Origin of the sequence: Curtobacterium sp. MCLR17_059, from assembly GCF_003234665.1 — a bacterium.
GTDB lineage: Bacteria > Actinomycetota > Actinomycetes > Actinomycetales > Microbacteriaceae > Curtobacterium > Curtobacterium flaccumfaciens.
In genome coordinates this window covers 51,458-70,375 of the sequence record NZ_QKSU01000015.1, presented here as the reverse complement: position 1 = coordinate 70,375, position 18,918 = coordinate 51,458, and the positions used below count along the sequence as shown (strand labels likewise).

The following is an 18,918-nucleotide window of genomic DNA, read 5'->3' as shown; positions in this document are numbered from 1 at the left end:
GGCCTCCAGGGCGGGTGTGACGGCGGGTGCTGCGCCGTCGCGCGCTGCGGCCGTGCGCTCGGGGCTCCACGGGAACCGGCGGAAGGAGGGCATGAGCGGTTGGACCATCGGGCCGATCGCGAACGCCGCGATGACGGTGCCCGCGCCGACGTCCCCGCCGAGGATCCACCCGACGATCACGACGGTGACCTCGACCAGGGTCCGGGCGAGCCAGATCGGCCAGCCGAGCCGCTGGTGCAACCCGACCATCAGGCCGTCTCGCGCGCCCGTGCCGAACCCCGCACCGATGTAGAACGCCGTCGCGACCGCGAGCAGCACGAGTCCCGCCGCGAACAGCCCGATCCGGGCCACGATCCCCGACGGCTCCGGCACCAGCCAGAGCACCAGGTCGGCACTCGGACCGATCGCCAAGGCGTTCAGCAGTGTCCCGATGCCCGGCTTCTGGCGGAGCGGGATCCACAGCAGCAGGATGACGCCGCTCGACACCACCGTGATGACGCCGAACGACCACGGCACGACGTTCTCGAGCCCCTGGGTCAGCACGGTCCACGAGCTCACGCCGACGACCGCTCGGACCTGCAGTGCGGTCGAGGCGCCGTAGAGGAACAGTCCGACGAAGAGCTGGACGAAGCGCAGGGTGAGGGCGGTGCGGCGGGGCATGTGGCCATCGTCCCGACAGATTGGCCTGCTGGTCGAGAGCCAATCGCGCTACCGTGGACCCGTGCCCCCTGTCCTGATCAGTGCCCGCGCCGCTTCCCACCTGCTGACCGACTGGCGCGCCGGGACCGACGCCCCGGCCTACGAGGCGCTCGCCGATGCCCTCCGGGTCCTCGTCATCGACGGACGGGTCGCCCAGGGCGTCCGGCTGCCGGCCGAGCGCGGACTGGCCGCAGCCCTCGGCGTTTCGCGCACCACCGTCGCGAACGCGTACGCCCGGCTGCGCTCCGACGGGTTCCTGGTGTCCGTCCGTGGCTCCGGCAGCGTGGTCCACCTGCCCCGTGACCTGGTCGGGCGGCCCGACCCCGAACGCCTGGGCGGAGTCGTCGAGGGGGACCTGCTCGACCTGCGCAAGGCGGCCCTGCACGCGGCCCCCGGCATCGACGAGGCGGTCGAGCGGGCGGTCCGGCACGTCCCAGCGGCGCTCGCCGGGATCGGCTACGACACCGTCGGCGACCCCGGCCTCCGCGCCGCGATCGCCGCGCGCTACACCGAGCGCGGACTGCCGACGGAGCCCGCCCAGGTCATCGTCACCCTCGGCGCGCAGCACGCGATCGCCCTGCTCGCGCGCGTGCTCGTCCGCCGTGGCGACGCCGTGCTCGTCGAGTCCCCGACCTACCCGCACGCGCACGAGGCCTTCCGCGAGGCCGGCGGACGCCTGGTCGGCGTCCCCGTCGACGCGCGGACCGGGTGGGACGCCGCCGCGCTCGAGACGACGCTGCGTCGCACCGCGCCCTCCGTCGCGTACGTCATGCCCGAGCTCCACAACCCGACCGGTGCGACCATGTCCGCATCGACCCGCCGGCTCCTGCTGTCGGTCGCGTCCTCGGTCGGCACGATCGTGATCGCCGACGAGACGATGGGGGAGCTCCGGATCGACGGGGAGCCGTCGCCGCCGTTGGCGGCGGCGGACCCGTCGGGGTCGTCGGTCGTGATGATCGGTTCCGCCGCCAAGGTCTTCTGGGGCGGCCTGCGGATCGGCTGGATCCGTGCCGACCCGGCGTTGCTGCAGCGGCTGCTGCTCGCCCGCCCCACGGGCGACCTCGGCACCCCCGTGCTCGACCAGCTGGTCGTGCGCGAGCTGGTCCCGCGCACGGCGGCCTTCCTGGAGGCGCGGCGTGCGTCCCTGCGCGAAGGTCGCGACGCCGTCGTGGGGGCGCTCCGGGCGCGGCTCCCGGAGTGGGACGTCCCGGCACCGGCGGGCGGGTTGACGACGTGGGTGGGGCTCGGCCGACCGGTGTCGAGCGCGCTCGTGCTCGCCGCGCGGGCCGAGGGAGTGGTGCTCGCCTCGGGCGGGGTGTTCGGGCCGGACGGTGGGTTCGAGCGGTTCCTGCGGGTGCCGTTCACGATGGCCCCGGCGGATCGGGGGCGATTGGTGGACGTGCTGTCCCGGTCGTGGGAACGGGTGGGTGGCGAGACGAGCGGCGTGCGGGGGTCGTTGGCGGCGGTGGTCTGAGCGGTGCGTCGTCCTGGGGTCGGCGTCATCCTCTGGGGTGAGGTCGGGTCGGGGGTTCTCGCTCCTCGGGGTGATGCGGCTCCGGCGGGGTCCGGCGAGGCTGGTGCCATGAACGCGACCCTGTCCGCCGGAACCCGCTCCGCTGTGCCGACGTCCGTCGAGCCGCCCGCGGCGGTCCCCGCCGTGGTGCGGGTCACCATCGCGCTGAGCGGGGCGTTCCTGGCGGGCGTCCTGACCTCGTTCGGGCAGGCCGTGCCCGCGCTCGCCTCCGTGTCGAACTCGGCCGGGCCGTGGTTCCTCGTCGCCGCGCTGCTGTGCCTGATGGCCGGAGCACGAGGGGGCCGGGTCGCCCTGCCGCTGGCGATGGTGCTCGGCGTCGTGCTCCTCGAGCTCATGCACGTCGGGTACTGGGCCACGACGGTCCTGCGCGGGTTCCCCGACGTGCTGTCGATCACGAACCCCTGGGTGCTGCTCGGGGTGCCGGCCGGGCTGCTGGCCGGAGCGGTCGCCGTGGCGGTGCGGTCCCGCGACGCCCGGTGGCGCGCGGGGGCGTTCGGTGTGACGGCCGCGGTGCTCGTCGGCGAGGGGATCCGCGGGCTGCTGCAGGTCGCCGCGACGACGGGGCACGTCACCTGGGCCGTCGAGATCATCGTCGGCGTGGTGCTGCTCGGCATCGGGGTCCTCGGCACCCGCTCACCCGTCGGGCGCGTGGTGGCGCTCGGCACCGGGGTGGTCGGCACGGTGGCGGTGCTCGGGGCGTACCTGGTGCTCGGCGGGTTCTGATCCTGCAGTCCTGATCCGACGGCGGGTCCTCGCCGCTCCGTCTTGATCCGACGGCGGGTTCTGGCTGCAAGCCGAACGTTCGTCGGTCGGTCCTGCGAGGATCGATGACGTGCACCTCCTCTCGGTCTTCAGCCTGCGCAACCGGGCCCTCATCGCGCTCGTCACGATCGTGGTCGCGGTCTTCGGCGGCATCGCGCTCTCGAGCCTCAAGCAGGAGCTGATCCCCAGCGTCGAGTTCCCGCAGGTCGCGATCGTCAGCGCCTACCCCGGAGCCACGCCAGAGGTCGTGTCGAACGACGTCTCGACCAAGATCGAACAGGCGATCCAGGTCGTCCCGGACCTCGAGTCGACCAGTGCGACCTCGTCGACCGGGCAGAGCGTGGTGTCGGCGTCGTTCCAGTACGGATCGAACCTGGCCAGCGCCGAGGACAAGATCCAGACCGCGGTGAACGCGCTGTCGCTGCCCGACTCGGTGCAGACGCAGATCGTCACCGGGTCCTTCGACGACCTGCCGGTGCTGCAGGTCGCCGTCTCGGCGTCCGGCAACCAGGAACAGCTCGTCGACCGGCTGCAGGCCTCGGCGATCCCCGACCTCGAGAAGCTCGACGGCGTGCGGCAGGCGGACGTCTTCGGCAACCCGGGTCGTCGCGTCGTCATCACGCCGGACCAGGACGAGCTCGCCGCCCGCGGCCTCAGCCAGACGGCGATCTCGGACGCGCTCGACGACAACGGCACCCTGATCCCCGGCGGCACGATCACCGAGGACGGCTCGACCCTGTCGGTGCAGACAGGCGAGCGGATCGCGTCACTCAAGGACATCCGCGCCCTGCCACTCACGAGCTCGTCGGGGTCGTCGGGGTCGTCGGGTTCGGACGGTTCCGGGGCGGGCGCCGCCGGTGCCGACGGGACGGCCTCGTCCGGTGACGGCACGGCTGCGGGTGCGACCGGCACGGGGGCGACCGGCGCCGGTGCGACCGGGACCGGCACGGGCGCGACCGGTGCCGCGCCCACGGGTGACGCCGCGACGGGCGGGTCGACGCCCGCGGCCACGCCGACGGACACCACCCTGGGCGACGTCGCGAAGGTCGCCATCACCGAGTCGCCGCGCACCTCCATCAGCCGTGTGGACGGGCAGCAGGCCCTGACGATCTCGATCACGAAGACGCAGGAAGCCAACACCGTCGACGTCTCGAACACCGTCCGCGATGCCCTGCCCGGCATCGAGGACAAGATCGAGGGCGACCCCCGCTTCACCGTCGTCTTCGACCAGGCGCCCTACATCCAGCAGTCCATCGACTCCCTGGCCGAAGAGGGCCTGCTCGGGCTCGCCTTCGCGGTGCTCGTCATCCTGGTGTTCCTGCTGTCGTGGCGCTCCACGCTCGTCACCGCGATCTCGATCCCGACGTCGGTGCTCCTCGCGGCGATCGGCATGCGCGCCGCCGGGTACACGCTCAACATCATCACGCTGGCGGCCCTCACGATCGCGATCGGCCGCGTGGTCGACGACTCCATCGTCGTCATCGAGAACATCAAGCGGCACATGCTCCCCGGCGTCGACCGCGGCCAGGCCGTGCGGGACGCCGTTCGCGAGGTCGCCGGAGCGGTCACCGCCTCGACCCTGACCACCGTCGCGGTGTTCCTGCCGGTCGCCTTCGTCGCAGAACTCGTGGGGGAGCTGTTCCGACCGTTCGCCGTGACGGTCACCCTGGCGCTCGTCGCGTCGCTGTTCGTCTCGCTCACCATCGTGCCGGTCCTGGCGTACTGGTGGCTGCGCCCGCCGAAGGCGAAGCCGGGCGACGCGACGGCGGCAGCGGAAGCACCAACGGACGCAGAAGCGGCACCGTCGGAGATCGATGCCGAGCGCGCGCGCGAGGGCGACCGCTCGGAGGGTGCGCTCGCCTCCGCCGCGGACCTGCACGACGCCGACCGGGTCGACCGTCTGCGCCGCGTCTACCTGCCGGTGCTCCGGTGGGTCGTCCGCAAGCCGGTCGTCGTCATCCTGCTCGCCGTGATCGTGCTCGGCGGAACGGTCGCCACGCTGCCGTTCGTCACCACGAACTACCTGGGCGACTCGGGGCAGAACACGTTCACGGTCACACAGGACCTGAAGGCCGGTTCGAGCCTCGCCGTCCAGTCCGAGTCCGCACGCAAGGTCGAGCGGGCACTGCAGGACGTCGACGGCGTCGAGACCGTGCAGACCACCATCGGCACGAGCGGCCAGTCGATCCAGGCGGCGTTCGGCGGGGGCGGCAGCGCCTCGGTGCAGTACGCCGTCACGACCGACGCCGAGGCCGACCAGCCCACGATCCAGGCCGACGCGCGGAAGTCGATCGGGAAGATCAAGGACGTCGGCGAGGTCACCATCGCGTCCTCCGGCGGCGGGTTCGGCGGCAGCAGCGACATCGAGGTCGACGTGACTGCGCCGACCCAGTCGCAGCTCGAGACGGCGTCGCGCCAGGTACTGAAGACCATGCAGTCGGTCCCGGACACCACGGGCGCCACGAGCAACCTGTCCGCGGCAGAACCGTTCCTCGCCGTCCGGGTCGACCGTGCCAAGGCTGCGTCACTCGGTCTCACCGAGACCCAGGTGGGTGGCCTCGTCGCCGCCGCGGTCTCGCCGAGGGACACCGGCAGCATCGAGATCGACGACGCGACGCTCGACGTCTACATCGCCGACCCGGAGCCGCCGACCACCATCGCCGCGCTCCGTGCCCTCGACGTGCCGACGAGCACCGGAACGGTCCCGCTGTCCGACGTCGCCACGGTCGAGGAGTCCGAGGGCCCCACCACCGTCACCACGACGAACGCGGCCCGCACCGCCACGATCACCGTGACGCCGGACGCCACGAACCTCGGTGCGGCCGTGCAGTCCGTCACGACCGCCGTCGACGAGCTCGACCTGCCGAAGGGTGCGACCGCCTCGATCGGTGGCGTCGCCGCCAGCCAGTCGTCGGCGTTCTCGCAGCTCGGGCTCGCGGTGCTGGTCGCCGTGCTGATCGTCTACGTGATCATGGTCGCGACGTTCCGGAGCCTGCTCCAGCCGCTGCTGCTGCTCGTGTCGGTGCCGTTCGCGGCGACGGGCGCGATCCTGCTGCAGATCGCGTCGGGCGTCCCGATCGGTGTCGCGTCGCTGATCGGTCTGCTCATGCTCGTCGGTATCGTCGTGACGAACGCGATCGTGCTCATCGACCTCGTCAACCAGTACCGACGGCGCGGGTTGCGGGTGCGCGAGGCGTTGATCGAGGGCGCCACACGACGCCTCCGTCCGATCCTGATGACGGCGATGGCGACGATCTTCGCGCTGCTGCCGATGGCGATCGGGCTGACCGGCAAATCCGGCTTCATCTCGCAGCCGCTGGCACTGGTGGTGATCGGTGGCCTGGTGTCCTCGACGCTGCTGACGCTCGTGGTGCTGCCGGCGCTGTACTTCGTCGTCGAGCGGGCTCGCGAGCGCAACGACGACCGGATCGCCGCGGGCAAGACCCGGAAGCAGGCGCGCGCTGAGCGACGCCAGGAACGCGTGGAACTCCGGCAGGAACGACAGCGGCGACGAGCGGCGCGTTCCGGCAGCGCTGCCTAGCGGCGGTACTCGGCGTCGATCGCGGCGAGGGGCGACACGACGACGCGCTCGGTCCGCTCCTCGCGCTCGACGGCCCGGAACCACGACACGAGCACGAGGGTCAGCGTCACGAGGAACACCACGGCGGCGACCTGCGACACGACGGCCAGCTGTCCGGTGACCGAGGCGTACCCGCCGAACGACACCGCGGCGACGAACGACAGCCCAAGCAGCAGCTCCCCGAACGTCTGCAGCGCAGGGCGGTCCCAGCGGGTCGCAGCGGCGCGGGCAGGGCGGGTCGAGGTGTCGGTCACCCCCGAAGTCTGCGGCCAGGGGGTCGGCAGCGGCAGTCCCGACTCCGGGTGGCACCCACCCGGGGCACGCGGTCGGTCTCCTGTGCCGGCAGCCGGCAGCCGGCAGCCGGTCGGCCGCCCGTGGTCAGCCCAACTGCGTCCGCAGGAACGTGACCACGCGGCGGCTCATCGCCTCGTCGAGCTGGGCGATCGAGTGCGCCGTGCCCTCGACCGCCACGAACGTCACCGGGACGTCGTGGGACCGGAGCGTCGCGGCGAACTCCTGCGACTCCCACATCGGGATGAACTCGTCGGTGGAGTGCCCGACGAAGAACGGCGCGGTGTCCGAAGTGACGTGGAACTCGGGCGACGCCCGCGTGGCCGCCGGACACCTGGCGTACGACCGGCACCCGAGGTAGAGCAGCTGCTTGCGCTGGAAGGCCGCGGACACCCCGTCGGGCTCGGTGGACCGGGTGGTCAGGTTCGTCGGCCCGCTCAGGTCCACCACGGCACGGACCCGGTCACCGTCGGCGTACGCGGCGGAGTCGTGGTCGGTGACGGCGAGCATCGCGGCGAGGTTGCCGCCGGCGCTCCCGCCGAACACGCCCACGCGCTGGGAGTCGACGTCGTAAGTCTCGAGCGTCGCGGGACGGAACACGTAGTCGAGCGCACGGCGCACGTCGTCGAGCCCCGCCGGGAACGGGTCCGTCGGGGCCAGGCGGTAGTCGACGTTGAACGTCACGAAGCCCTCGGACGCCAGGTACTTGCACACGGACCGGTACGCGGCCGTCGCCTTGTCGCCGTGCGACCAGCTGCCACCGTGGATCATCAGGACCGCCGGGCGTCCGGTGGTGGCCTCGACCGCTTCGGCATCAGGGTCGGCGGTGGCCGAGGCGGACGGCGTCGCGGTGGGCGTCGCCGTCGTCGCGGGGTCGCTGTCGGCGGGCAGGCACACGTCGAGGCGCTGCAGCGGGTCGGTGCCGTAGGGCACGTCGGCCACCACGTCGATGCCGTGGTACCGCAGCGACAGCGGGTAGATGACGCTGTCCGCGGTCACGGTGGCGTTCTCGTCGCCGACCGGGTCCGTGCTGCAGGACGCCATCGCGCCGAGCGCCACGACCGCGGCGACGAGCGCGAGCACTGAGCGGCGGCCGGACTTCATCACGTCCACGCTAGCCGCCCCGGCGACCGCCCACGTCACCCGAGCGGAGGACGGCAGTGCGAGGATGAGCACGGCAGCCGCCGACCGGAGCACCGCAGGAGGACCCGTGAGCAATCGCAAGGCCTGGAACGCCGATCCCGAACCACTGCTCCGCGTCGAACCCGGGTTCCGCCTCGACCAGGTGGACCCGGACGGCACCCCGGGCTTCCCCGGCCGAAAGATCGACGGCCTCGAGGCCCTCGCCGCCGGCGCCTCCCGTCTCGCCGCCCTGCAGGAGCGCCTGTACGCGGCGTCGACCGCCGGCGACGAGCGCCGGGTGCTGCTCGTGCTGCAGGCGATGGACACCGCGGGCAAGGGCGGCATCGTCTCGCACGTCGTCGGTGCGGTCGACCCGAACGGCGTGCACTACGCCGGCTTCAAGGCCCCGACGGCCGAGGAGCGCGAGCACGACTTCCTCTGGCGCATCGAGAAGCAGCTGCCGGCAGCCGGGCAGCTCGGCGTGTTCGACCGCTCGCACTACGAGGACGTGCTCGCCCAGCGCGTCCGCGGGCTCGCCGCGCCGGACGAGATTGAACGCCGGTACGGCGCGATCACCGCCTTCGAGGACGGCCTCGCCGCCGCCGGCACGACCATCGTCAAGGTGATGCTGCACATCTCGAAGGACGAACAGCGCGAGCGTCTCGGCGACCGGCTCGACCGCCCCGACAAGCACTGGAAGTTCAACCCGGGCGACATCGACGACCGCCTGCTCTGGGACCGCTACCAGCAGGCGTACCAGATCGCCCTCGACCGCACGTCGACCCCGCAGGCGCCCTGGTACGTCGTCCCCGCGAACCGCAAGTGGTACGCCCGCCTCGCCGTGCAGCAGCTCCTGCTCCGGGCGCTCGAGGACATGCACCTGTCCTGGCCCAAGGCGGACTTCGACGTCGCCGAGCAGCGTCGGCGGCTCGCGGAGTCCTGAGCGCGCGTCCCCCGGCCTGGAGGCCCGTCCCGCGCCCGGCACGCCGCCGTCGGACCGCGTGGGGCTGGCGTCAGGGCACCGGCTCGCGTAGACTCACTCGGTCGGCCTTCGACGTCGTGACATTGTGATCACGGAAATCCTGCTGGGTGTGTGTTGCTCGAGGGCTGGAATCACGTCGACTCGCGACGGGATGAACCCCCTCTCCGCAAGCAGCCCCCGCCGATGTCGCTGTCGGGCGCTGCGGTACGTTGCGCACCCGAGAAAGCAGCCATGGCCCCGTACAACAAGGGCGGCGCGGACAACCGCGCCTCCGACCGCGTCCGCCACCCGAACGGCACCCCCGCCGCCCGCAGCAGCAAGCACCGCGGGTTCCGCGCCGCCGACTCGTCGCAGCCGCGCCAGAAGCAGCGCTGGGACGCCGAGGAGCGTCGCGGTCGCGCGTCGCAGGGCGAGCGTCCGGCCCGTCCGAACTGGGAGCCGCGTGACAGTGGCGGCCAGCGTCGCCCCGACCGCGACGACCGTGGTGGTCGCGGCTTCAACCGTGACGACCGCGCCCCGCGTCGCTTCGATCGTGACGACCGTGCGCCCCGTCGTGACAACGACGACCGTCCGCGTCGTTCGTTCGACCGCGACGACCGCGCTCCGCGTTCGTTCAACCGTGACGACCGTGCGCCGCGCAGCTTCAACCGCGATGACCGTGCGCCCCGTCGTGACAACGATGACCGTCCGCGTCGCTTCGACCGCGACGACCGCGCCCCGCGCAGCTTCAACCGTGATGACCGTGCACCGCGTCGCGACAACGATGACCGACCGCGTCGATCGTTCGACCGTGCGCCCCGTCGGGACAACGACGACCGCCCGCGTCGTTCGTTCGACCGTGACGACCGTGCGCCCCGTCGGGACAACGACGACCGTCCCCGTCGCAGCTTCGACCGTGATGACCGCGCTCCGCGCAAGTTCGACCGCGACGACCGCGCTCCTCGTTCGTTCAACCGCGACGACCGCGCGCCCCGCCGTGACAACGACGACCGCCCGCGTCGCTCGTTCGACCGCGACGACCGCGCCCCGCGCAAGTTCGACCGCGACGACCGTAGCGACCGCACCCCGCGCCGCTCGTTCGACGAGCCCGAGCGCGGCAAGTTCGTGCCCGCAGACGACGTCAAGCTCGAGAAGCTCCAGGCCGAGGCCACCATCGCGGCCGACGTCGAGGGCGTGACCTTCGGCGACCTGGGCATCGGCGGCAACATCTCCCGCGCCCTGCAGGAGCTCGGCGCCTCGAGCCCGTTCCCGATCCAGGCGGCGACGATCCCCGACGTGCTCGCCGGCAAGGACGTCCTCGGCCGTGGCCGCACCGGCTCCGGCAAGACCATCGCCTTCGGTGCGCCGCTGGTCGAGAAGCTCATGGAGCACGGCGGCGGCACCAAGCGCAAGATGGGCCGCGCCCCGCGTGCGCTCATCCTCGCGCCGACCCGTGAGCTCGCCCTGCAGATCGACCGCACGGTGCAGCCCATCGCCCGCTCGGTCGGCCTGTTCACGACGCAGATCTACGGCGGCGTCCCCTACGGCCGCCAGGAGGGCGCACTCGAGCGCGGCGTCGACATCATCGTCGGCACCCCCGGCCGTGTGCAGGACCTCATGAACAAGGGGAAGCTCGACCTCAGCGAGGTCATCATCTCCGTGCTCGACGAGGCCGACCACATGTGCGACCTCGGGTTCCTCGAGCCGGTGCAGGAGATCCTCTCCGCCACGGCCGAGGTCACCCCGCAGGGCAACCGCGCGCAGAAGCTGCTGTTCAGTGCGACGCTCGACACCCAGGTCGCGGCGCTCGTCGAGCAGTTCCTGCACGAGCCGAGCGTGCACGAGGTCGCGGGTGAGGACCAGGCGTCCTCGACCATCGACCACCGTGTCCTCGTGGTCGAGCAGCGCGAGAAGGACCGTCTCCTCGAGGAGCTGGTCGCCGGCGACGGCAAGACCATCGTCTTCGCCCGGACCCGTGCCTACGCCGAGCGTCTGGCCGACCAGTTCGAGGACGCCGGCATCCGCGCGACCTCGCTCCACGGTGACCTGAACCAGTCGCGCCGCACGCGTAACCTGCAGCTGCTCACGAGCGGCCGCGTGAACGTGCTCGTCGCCACCGACGTCGCCGCCCGCGGCATCCACGTCGACGACGTCTCGCTCGTCGTGCAGGCCGACGCCCCGGACGACTACAAGGCGTACATGCACCGCTCCGGCCGCACGGGTCGTGCCGGCAAGGAGGGCACGGTCGTGACGATCGTCCCGCGTGGACGCATCCGCAAGATCGAGGGCATCCTCGAGCGCGCCGAGATCGAGGCGGACTTGGTGCAGGCCGCACCCGGTGACGGCATCGTGTCGGAGCTCGCCGCGCGCTAGTCGCGACCAGACGACGGACGGGAGGCCCGGTACCAGCTGGTACCGGGCCTCCCGTCCGTCACATGGTGAGCACCAATGGTCGGGTCGCGACGTCGGACCCGACCATTCCTGCTCACGAAGCGACCGCGCGACCGCGCGACCGCGCGCGCTTGCGCCCCGCGCGCTCAGCGGTTGAAGAACAGCAGCCCGCGCACGAAGCCCGCCTGTCCGGCGTGCTGCGTGCAGTCGTCCAGGATGCTGACGAGTCGCGCGCCGGCCGTCACGGGCGGGTCCCACGCGTCGTCGACGACGGGGTCGAGGTCGTCCGGGCCGAGCGTGCCGAGGTACGCGACGGTGCGCTCGTGCACCGCCCGCAGGTACCCGGTGAGCAGCTCGGCAGAGGCCCGCACCCGCCCGACGTCGTCGCGGGACATGCCGTAGCCGAGCGCCTCGGCCGGGAACGGCAGCCCGAACCGGTCGTACCAGCCGTCCGCCGTCCAGACCTGCTCGGAGCCGGCGAGGTCGGCGATCTGCACGTCCTGGCCGCGGGCGATGTGCCACGCGAGCCACGCCAGCGTGTTCGCCCCGGCTGCCGGTCGTGCCGCGAGCTGGTCTTCGGAGAGCCCGTCGACGGCCCGCTCGACGGTCTCGGGGATGCGGGAGAACGCTTCGGTGAGGAGTTCAGAGGGGGTCATGGCGCTCACGCTACGCGCGGGCCGTGACACCGGCTGTCACACGGCGGCGCTGCGGTGGTGGCGCTCCAGGGCGGCACCGAGGCCCTCGAACGCGGCGGCGACCACGGCGCGGTCGGACGGTGCGACGACCTGCCGGAACGCGTCGGAGTACACGGCGCCGACCTCGCGGGCGACTGCCGTGCCCGACGGCGTGAGGTGCAGCAGCACGCTCCGGCGGTCCTCGGGGTTCGGGCGACGCTCCAGGTGTCCGTGCTTCTCGAGCCGGTCGATCAGCGACGTCATCGCGCCTGTCGTGAGTTCGAGGTACTCGCCGGCCTGCTTCGGGGTGACGCCGTGGCCGCCGGCGGCGCTGAGGAAGAACACGAACCGGGTGTCCGTGGCGTTCAGTGCGCGGACCGTGCTCTCGTGGTGCAAGACGCGCGCGTGCTGCATCTGGAGCACGCGGAAGGCGGTGAGCAGTCGCGGCAGGTCGGCGTCGGGGTCCGTGTCGGCGGTGACGGGGTCGAGCGCAGTGACGTCGGGCGACATCGGTGCCGGCGGTGTGGTGGGGGCGACGCGTGCCGCGGGGACGGCGGGTGCGTGCGGGGGGAGGACGACCGGGTCGGTGTCCGTCATGGGAGCTCTTCTCGGGTACAGGGTGGGAACTTCAGTCAACAAGTAACTCACTCGTCAAGATACCCCCATCAGTGGGGACATCTCAGGTCTTGTGAGCTGCTCGAGGGCCAAGTAGCTTGATCGTCGTACCACCTCGGCACGTAGCGCGACCAACCACCGCGGGCCCGTCCGAACCACCGATCAGATCTCTTCCTCACGGAGTCCAACCATGTCTCGTGTCACGCCTCGTGCTGCCCGCCTCGCCGCCTGGATCGCCATCCCCGCCGCCCTCGTCGCCTCGGGGGTCGTCGTCTCGACGGCCTCGTACGCGGCCTTCTCCTCGACCACCGTCAACCCGACGAACAACTGGACGGCCGGCAGTGTCGCCCTGTCCGACGACGACAACAACACCGCGCTGTTCACGGCGAACAACCTGAAGCCCGGCTCGACCGGTGCGAACTGCATCGCGGTGACCTCGACCGGTTCGCTGCCCTCGGCCGTGAAGCTCTACGGCACGAACGTCTCGACCACGAAGGACCTGGCGGCGAACGTCAACCTGACCGTCGAGCAGGGCACCGGCGGCGGCTTCGGCTCCTGCTCCGGCTTCACCCCGGCCGCCACCGGCGGCTCGCTCTACAGCGGCACCGTCGCGGGCTTCGGCGCCGCCTCGACCAACTACGCGACCGGCGTCGGCACCTGGGCCCCGACCGGCACCGCGTCCGAGACGCGCGTCTACCGCGTCACATACACGGTCTCGAGCACCGCCCCGAACACCGTGCAGGGCGGCACCGCAGCCCTCGGCTTCACCTGGGAGGCCCAGAACAGCTGAGCCGGGACCGGGGCCGAACCAGCCCCGTCCGTTCCCTCCCCGCAACGCGCCCCCGGTCGAAGGCAGTCATGAGCAGCATCGCAGTGCACGGTGGTCCCGCACCGCACGCAGCGGTCCGTGACGCCGTCGACTGGGGGCGCGTCGTCGTCGCCACCCTCGCCCGGGGCGTGGTCGCGACGTTGCTCGGCCTCGCGCTCTGGGCGGCCGCGCCGGCGCTCATCGGGTGGCAGCCGACCACCGTGATGACCGGTTCGATGGAGCCGCGGATCGTCCCCGGCGACGTGGTCGTCTCGCGCCCAGTCGGCTCGGGCGAGATCGCGACGGGCAAGGTCCTGCTGGCCGACGACCCGGACCAGGCGGACCACCTGCGCATGCACCGCTACGTCGAGGACGGCCCCGGCGGCACCATGGTCACGAAGGGCGACGCCAACCCGCAGCAGGACTCCACACCGATCGAGCGCTCGGCCGTGCACGGCATCGCCTTCCTGCGCATCCCGTTCATCGGGACACCGATCCGCTGGATCAGCGCGGGGGAGTGGGGTCTGGTCGCGATGCTCGCGCTCGGCCTGACCGCGGTGCTCGCGCTCTGCACGATCGACGGGTCGCTCCGGCGACTCGTCGAAGCCGACGCCGACGACGACGACGCCGCCGACGGTGCGGCCGGTGGCCCCGACGACGCGGCCCGTCCGGACGACGCTGCCGGTCCGGTGGGCGGTACGGACGACGGCCTGGAGGCGCGGGACGGCGCCGCCACGGGCCTCCCGACCGCCGCGCCCACCGTCCTCACCCGTCGCGCGCTGCGTCGACGAGTCCGTCGCAGGCGGCGCCTGCGCCGCGTCGGCGGGGGCGCCGCGGTGCTCGCGCTCGCGGCGGCAGTCGGCGTCCTGCTGCCCGGAGCGGCGGACGCGGCCCCGTGGTCGCGGACCACCGTCGCACCGACCGCGGCCTTCACGGCGGGCACGGCGACCGGTGTCCCCACCCTGACCTGCGCCCCGGCCGGGTCGAACACGGTGACGATCACCTGGACCTACGACAACGGCGCGACCGTGCCGGTGTCGTTCGACCTGATGAACGGGACGACGCAGGTGGCCAGCACGACGACCGTCGGTGCCCGTTCGATGGTCTACGGGGGTGCCGGACTCCTGAACCTCGGCACCACGTACACGCTGCACCTCCGCACGAACCTCGGCAACAACTGGACGGCGACGAGCACACCGACCGTCAAGGTCCGGGTCGTCTCGGTCCTCGGCCTGGCGTCCGCCAGCTGCGTGACCGCCTGAGTCCTCCACAGGGCACCGCGAGGTGTCCGGAGATGTCCCCGGCCGGCGTTACCGTGGCCGCATGCGCATCCTGCACACCGGCGACTGGCACCTCGGCCGCACACTGCTGGGTGCCGACCTGCTCGAGCACCAGGCCGCGTTCACCGACTGGCTCGTCGACCTCGCCCACGAGCGCGCGGTCGACCTCGTCGTCATCGCCGGCGACGTCTACGACCGTGCGATCCCGCCGGTGGACGCCGTCCGCATGCTCTCCCGCGTGCTGGAGCGCCTCGCCGAGACCACGACGGTGGTCCTCACGCCGGGCAACCACGATTCCGCCGCGCGGCTCGGCTTCGGTGCCGGCGTGATGGGGCAGCGCGTGCGCATCCTCGCCGAGCCCGCCCACGTGGCCGATCCGGTGCTCGTGCCCGACGACGACGGCCCGGTGGCCGTGTACGGCATCCCGTACCTGCACCCCGACCTCACGCGGTACGCCCTGGCTGCGGTCCCCGACGAACCCCTCGCCCGCTCGCACCACGCCGTCGTGCACGCCGCAACCGAACGGATCCGCGCCGACCTGGCGACGCGGGCCGACACCCGCAGCGTCGTCGTCGCGCACGCCTTCGTCGGGGGCGCCGACCCGAGCGACAGCGAGCAGGACATCCGCGTCGGCGGGGTCGACCGCGTGGCCGAGTCGGTGTTCGACGGGTTCGACTACGTCGCCCTCGGGCACCTGCACGGCCCGCAGCGCGTCGGCGACGACGGCCGGATCCGGTACGCCGGGTCGCCGCTGGCGTTCTCGTTCGGCGAGCGGCACCAGCGGAAGTCCGTGACGATCGCCGACCTCGACGCGGCGGGTGCCGTCACCGTCGAGCTCGTACCGACCCCGGTGCCGCGGCGGCTCGTCGACGTGCGGGGCAGCATCGACGCCATCGAGTCCGGGGAGTTCCGGGCCGATGCCGACGCCTGGGTCCGCGTCGCGGTGACCGACACCGTGCACCCGGAACGCATGTACGCCCGCGTGAAGGACCACTTCCCGCACGCCCTGGCGATCACGCACGAACCGGCGGACCGGCCGGCCGCCACCGCAGCGCGGGCCGTCACCGCGACGTCCGACCCGGTCGAGGTCGCCGGCGACTTCGTGGCCTTCGCCACCGGCGGGCTGCCCGACGACGACGAACGCGCGGTGCTGACCGAGGCGTACGAGGCCGCGGTGCTCGCCCTGCAGCGTGAGGGGGACCGCTGATGTACCTGCACCGACTCGAACTGCGCGCCATCGGGCCCTACCCCGACCTCGTGACGATCGACTTCGCGGCGCTGGCCGCCTCCGGGGTCTTCCTGCTCGAAGGGCCGACCGGTTCCGGCAAGTCGACGATCATCGACGCCGTCGTGTTCGCCCTGTACGGCGGACTCGCCGGATCCGACGCCAGCTCCGACCGGCTGCACAGCCAGCACGCCGACCCCGCGGTCGAACCGTTCGTCGAGCTCGTGTTCGAGACCGGTGCGGGTACGTACCGGGTCCGGCGCACCCCGCAGTACGACCGCCCGAAGCAGCGGGGGACCGGCACGGTGAAGCAGCAGGCGTCCGTGCAGCTGTTCCGGCTCGCCGCGCCGTCCGACGTCGCCGGCGAGCCCATGTCGTCCCGCATCCCCGAGGTCGGGGTCGAGATCGCCCGGATCGTCGGGCTCGACCGCGCGCAGTTCCTGCAGACCGTGGTGCTGCCGCAGGGCGAGTTCGCACGGTTCCTCCGCTCCCCGGGGGAAGACCGCCGGAAGCTCCTGCAGTCGCTGTTCGGCACCCAGGTCTACGACCGCACCGCCGACGAGCTCGCCGCTCGCCGCCGGGCCGTGCAGGCCGAGGTCGAGGGGGCCGACGACCGCGTCCGCGAGGCCCTGGCCCGGTTCGCGCAGGCGGCCGACCTCGCTGACGCCGACGAGTCCGTCGTCCCCGGCACGGTGGCGTCCCTCCGCGCGACGGCCGACGCCGCCGGGGCGGCCCGGACGGCTGCGGCTGCCGCTGCGACGGCGGCGACCGAGCACGAGCGATCGGTGACGGCCCGTGCGGCCGCCCTCGAGCGACGAGCGGGGCTGCTGCGGCGCCAGGCGCTCCTCGACGACGACGCCCCGGCGATCGAGCAGGCACGGGCCGCGGTCGCGACGGCCGAGCGCGCCGCCCGGGTCGCCGCGGTGGCCGACGGCCTCGACGCCGCAACCGTCCGGGCGGACGACACCGCCGCGGCAGCCGCCCGGTTGCGCGAGCAGCACGCACTCGGCGCCGTCGACGCACAGCAGGTCGCCCGGCGCCGCGACTCGCTGACCGACGCCCTGTCCGACGTCCGGCACCTCGTCGCGGTCGAGGCCGACGCAGACGCCAGGCGCACCGCCATCGCCGAGGCCACTGCGACCGCATCGCGCCTCACCGACGACCTCGCCGCCCTCGACACCGCGCTCGAGGCCCGGCCGACGGAACGAGCCCGGATCGTCGAGGCCGCCCGCACCGCCTCGACGACCGCTGCCGACGCCGACGCCGCCGCGCACGAGGTCGCCCGGGTGCAGTCGCTCCGCGCCGACCTGGCCGCCCGCGACCGTGCCGAGCAGCGCGTCGCCGGTGCCGAACGCATCGTGGTCGATGCCCGCCGTCGGGCCACCGAGGCGCTCGATGCCGAACGCTCTTTGCGCGAGCGCCGTATCGCCGGGCTCGCCGGAGAGCTCGGTGCCGCGCTGACCCCCGGCGACCCCTGCCCGGTCTGCGGATCGACGGCGCACCCGTCGGTGGCCGCGCCGCAGGACGACCACCCGACGATCCAGGCGGTGGAGTCCGCGGGCGACGCCACGCGTACGGCCGATCAGCAGCTCGCCGACGCCGCGGCCGACCTGGCCGTCGAGCGCGCCGAGCACCTCCGGCTGACCGACGTCGTCGGCACCGTCGACACGGTCGCCCTCGACGCCATGGCGGTGGCCGCCGACGAGCGGGTCCGAGCGGCGCACGACGCGGCGGCGCTGGTGCTGGAGCACGAGCGCGAGCGGACGGCGCACGACACCGCGACGCGGGCGCTCGAGCGCGAACGGAACGACCTCGACGCCCGGCGCACGGTGCTCGCGTCGACCGCGGCCTCCGATGCCGAGCGGCTCGAGGCCGACCTGCGATCCGTGCACGAGGCGATCGACCGGCTCGCAGCACTGCTCGACAGCGACAACGGCAGCTCGCCTGCGTCGCTCCGGGCCGTGGTCGACGAACTCGACGGACGGCTGACGGTGCTCCGCGCCGTCGCCGAGGCCGACGACCGCGCGGCTGCCGCTGCCCGCGCCCGCGACGAGCGCAGCGCCGAGGTCGCCCGGGTCCTCGACGAGCAGGGGTTCCCCGACGTCGACGCCGCACGAGCCGGCCTGCTCGACCCCGACACCGTCGCACGCTTCCGCAGCAGCATCAGCGCCGCCGAGGCCGAACGCGCCGTCGTGCGGGCAGGGCTCGACGACCCCGCGGTGGTGCAGGCCGCCGACGACGATCCGGAGCAGCTCGACGTGCCGGCGGCCCAGGCCGAACGGGTCCGCGCGACGGCCGAGCTCGACGAGGCCACCCGGCTCGCGGTGACCGCTGCCCACCGTGCCGAAGCCGTCGAGCAGTGTGCGACCGAGGTCGACCGCACCGTCCGTGCGCGACAGGAGACCTCGGCCCGCAGCCGCGCGGTCGTCCGGCTCGCCGACGTCGCGAACGGGGTGGCATCGGTCAACCCGACCGGCATCACACTCGGCACCTACGTGCTCATGCGGCGCTTCGAAGACGTCGTGGTGGCAGCGAACGACCGGTTGCGCGGCATGCTCGCCGGGCGCTTCACCCTCGAGACCTCCGACGAACGGGAATCCGGGTCACGGGCGCGAAGGACGGGGCTCGCCCTCGCCGTGCACGACCACACGACCGACACCGTCCGCGATCCCCGCAGCCTGTCCGGCGGCGAGACGTTCACCGTGTCGCTGTGCCTGGCGCTCGGGCTGGCCGACGTCGTGCAGGCCGAGGCCGGCGGGGTCTCGCTCGGCACCCTGTTCGTCGACGAGGGGTTCGGCACGCTCGACCCCGAGACCCTCGACGACGTCATCGGGCAGCTGTCGCGACTGACCGCGGGCGGGCGACAGGTCGGGATCGTCAGCCACGTCGAGGAACTCAAGCAGCGGATCCCGGAGCGGATCGCGGTGCGACGCACCCCGGCCGGCGGGTCGCAGGTGACGACCACGGTCTGACCAG

At 72.9% G+C, this 18,918-nt stretch carries 14 protein-coding genes; 9 read left to right on the top strand and 5 right to left on the bottom strand.

The features are described 5' to 3' along the window. A partial coding sequence (locus DEJ12_RS16675; protein ID WP_111030870.1) for a YitT family protein occupies positions 1-660 on the bottom strand: 660 nt, incomplete at its 3' end. Between the two features lie 61 nt (positions 661-721). Here DEJ12_RS16675 and DEJ12_RS16670 point away from each other — a divergent pair. The 3 genes from DEJ12_RS16670 (at position 722) to DEJ12_RS16660 (ending at position 6,536) form a co-directional block, all read left to right on the top strand. After that, entirely contained in the window at positions 722-2,173 is a 1,452-nt protein-coding gene (locus DEJ12_RS16670) for a PLP-dependent aminotransferase family protein (protein WP_258370629.1), read from the top strand. A gap of 108 nt (positions 2,174-2,281) precedes the next feature. Next, the gene (locus tag DEJ12_RS16665) at positions 2,282-2,956 is read left to right on the top strand and encodes a DUF6518 family protein (protein ID WP_111030868.1); all 675 of its coding nucleotides are present in this window, start codon (positions 2,282-2,284) and stop codon (positions 2,954-2,956) included. Between the two features lie 109 nt (positions 2,957-3,065). Further along, a complete protein-coding gene (locus DEJ12_RS16660; protein ID WP_111030866.1) occupies positions 3,066-6,536 on the top strand; it encodes an efflux RND transporter permease subunit in 3,471 nt (1,156 codons plus the stop codon). Here DEJ12_RS16660 and DEJ12_RS16655 read toward each other — a convergent pair. Then, entirely contained in the window at positions 6,533-6,829 is a 297-nt protein-coding gene (locus tag DEJ12_RS16655; protein WP_111024960.1) for a hypothetical protein, read from the bottom strand. The two genes, DEJ12_RS16660 and DEJ12_RS16655, sit on opposite strands and share 4 nt — an antisense overlap. A gap of 124 nt (positions 6,830-6,953) precedes the next feature. Then, entirely contained in the window at positions 6,954-7,970 is a 1,017-nt protein-coding gene (locus DEJ12_RS16650; protein ID WP_146245135.1) for an alpha/beta hydrolase, read from the bottom strand. Positions 7,971-8,076: 106 nt separating this feature from the next. Between DEJ12_RS16650 and DEJ12_RS16645 the strand changes: the two genes are divergently transcribed. Then, the gene (locus DEJ12_RS16645; RefSeq protein WP_181433175.1) at positions 8,077-8,931 is read left to right on the top strand and encodes a polyphosphate kinase 2 family protein; all 855 of its coding nucleotides are present in this window, start codon (positions 8,077-8,079) and stop codon (positions 8,929-8,931) included. 270 nt (positions 8,932-9,201) lie between these two features. Then, positions 9,202-11,322 carry a DEAD/DEAH box helicase gene (locus DEJ12_RS16640; RefSeq protein ID WP_111030862.1) on the top strand — a complete coding sequence of 707 codons (2,121 nt, stop codon included), beginning with the start codon at positions 9,202-9,204 and terminating at the stop codon, positions 11,320-11,322. Between the two features lie 164 nt (positions 11,323-11,486). Here DEJ12_RS16640 and DEJ12_RS16635 read toward each other — a convergent pair whose 3' ends face one another. Continuing rightward, positions 11,487-11,996 (bottom strand): DUF664 domain-containing protein, encoded by a 510-nt coding sequence (locus DEJ12_RS16635; protein ID WP_111024957.1) that lies wholly within the window; start codon positions 11,994-11,996, stop codon positions 11,487-11,489. A 36-nt stretch (positions 11,997-12,032) separates the two neighbouring features. Continuing rightward, complete coding sequence (locus DEJ12_RS16630) at positions 12,033-12,611, bottom strand: MarR family winged helix-turn-helix transcriptional regulator (RefSeq protein ID WP_111030860.1); 579 nt, start codon at positions 12,609-12,611, stop codon at positions 12,033-12,035. Between the two features lie 208 nt (positions 12,612-12,819). Here DEJ12_RS16630 and DEJ12_RS16625 point away from each other — a divergent pair, with 208 nt between their 5' ends. From DEJ12_RS16625 to DEJ12_RS16610, 4 genes are all read left to right on the top strand, one after another. Next, on the top strand, positions 12,820-13,419 hold the full coding sequence (locus DEJ12_RS16625; protein WP_110864334.1) for a hypothetical protein: 600 nt from the start codon (positions 12,820-12,822) through the stop codon (positions 13,417-13,419). A 68-nt stretch (positions 13,420-13,487) separates the two neighbouring features. After that, entirely contained in the window at positions 13,488-14,699 is a 1,212-nt protein-coding gene (locus DEJ12_RS16620; protein WP_111030858.1) for a S24/S26 family peptidase, read from the top strand. Positions 14,700-14,760: 61 nt separating this feature from the next. Then, positions 14,761-15,924, top strand: coding sequence for an exonuclease SbcCD subunit D (locus DEJ12_RS16615; protein ID WP_111030856.1), 1,164 nt, complete (start codon positions 14,761-14,763; stop codon positions 15,922-15,924). Continuing rightward, positions 15,924-18,914: an AAA family ATPase gene (locus DEJ12_RS16610; protein WP_111030854.1), complete on the top strand. Its 2,991-nt coding sequence runs from the start codon at positions 15,924-15,926 to the stop codon at positions 18,912-18,914. Before DEJ12_RS16615 ends, DEJ12_RS16610 begins: the two co-directional genes overlap by 1 nt. Positions 18,915-18,918 lie beyond the last annotated feature (4 nt).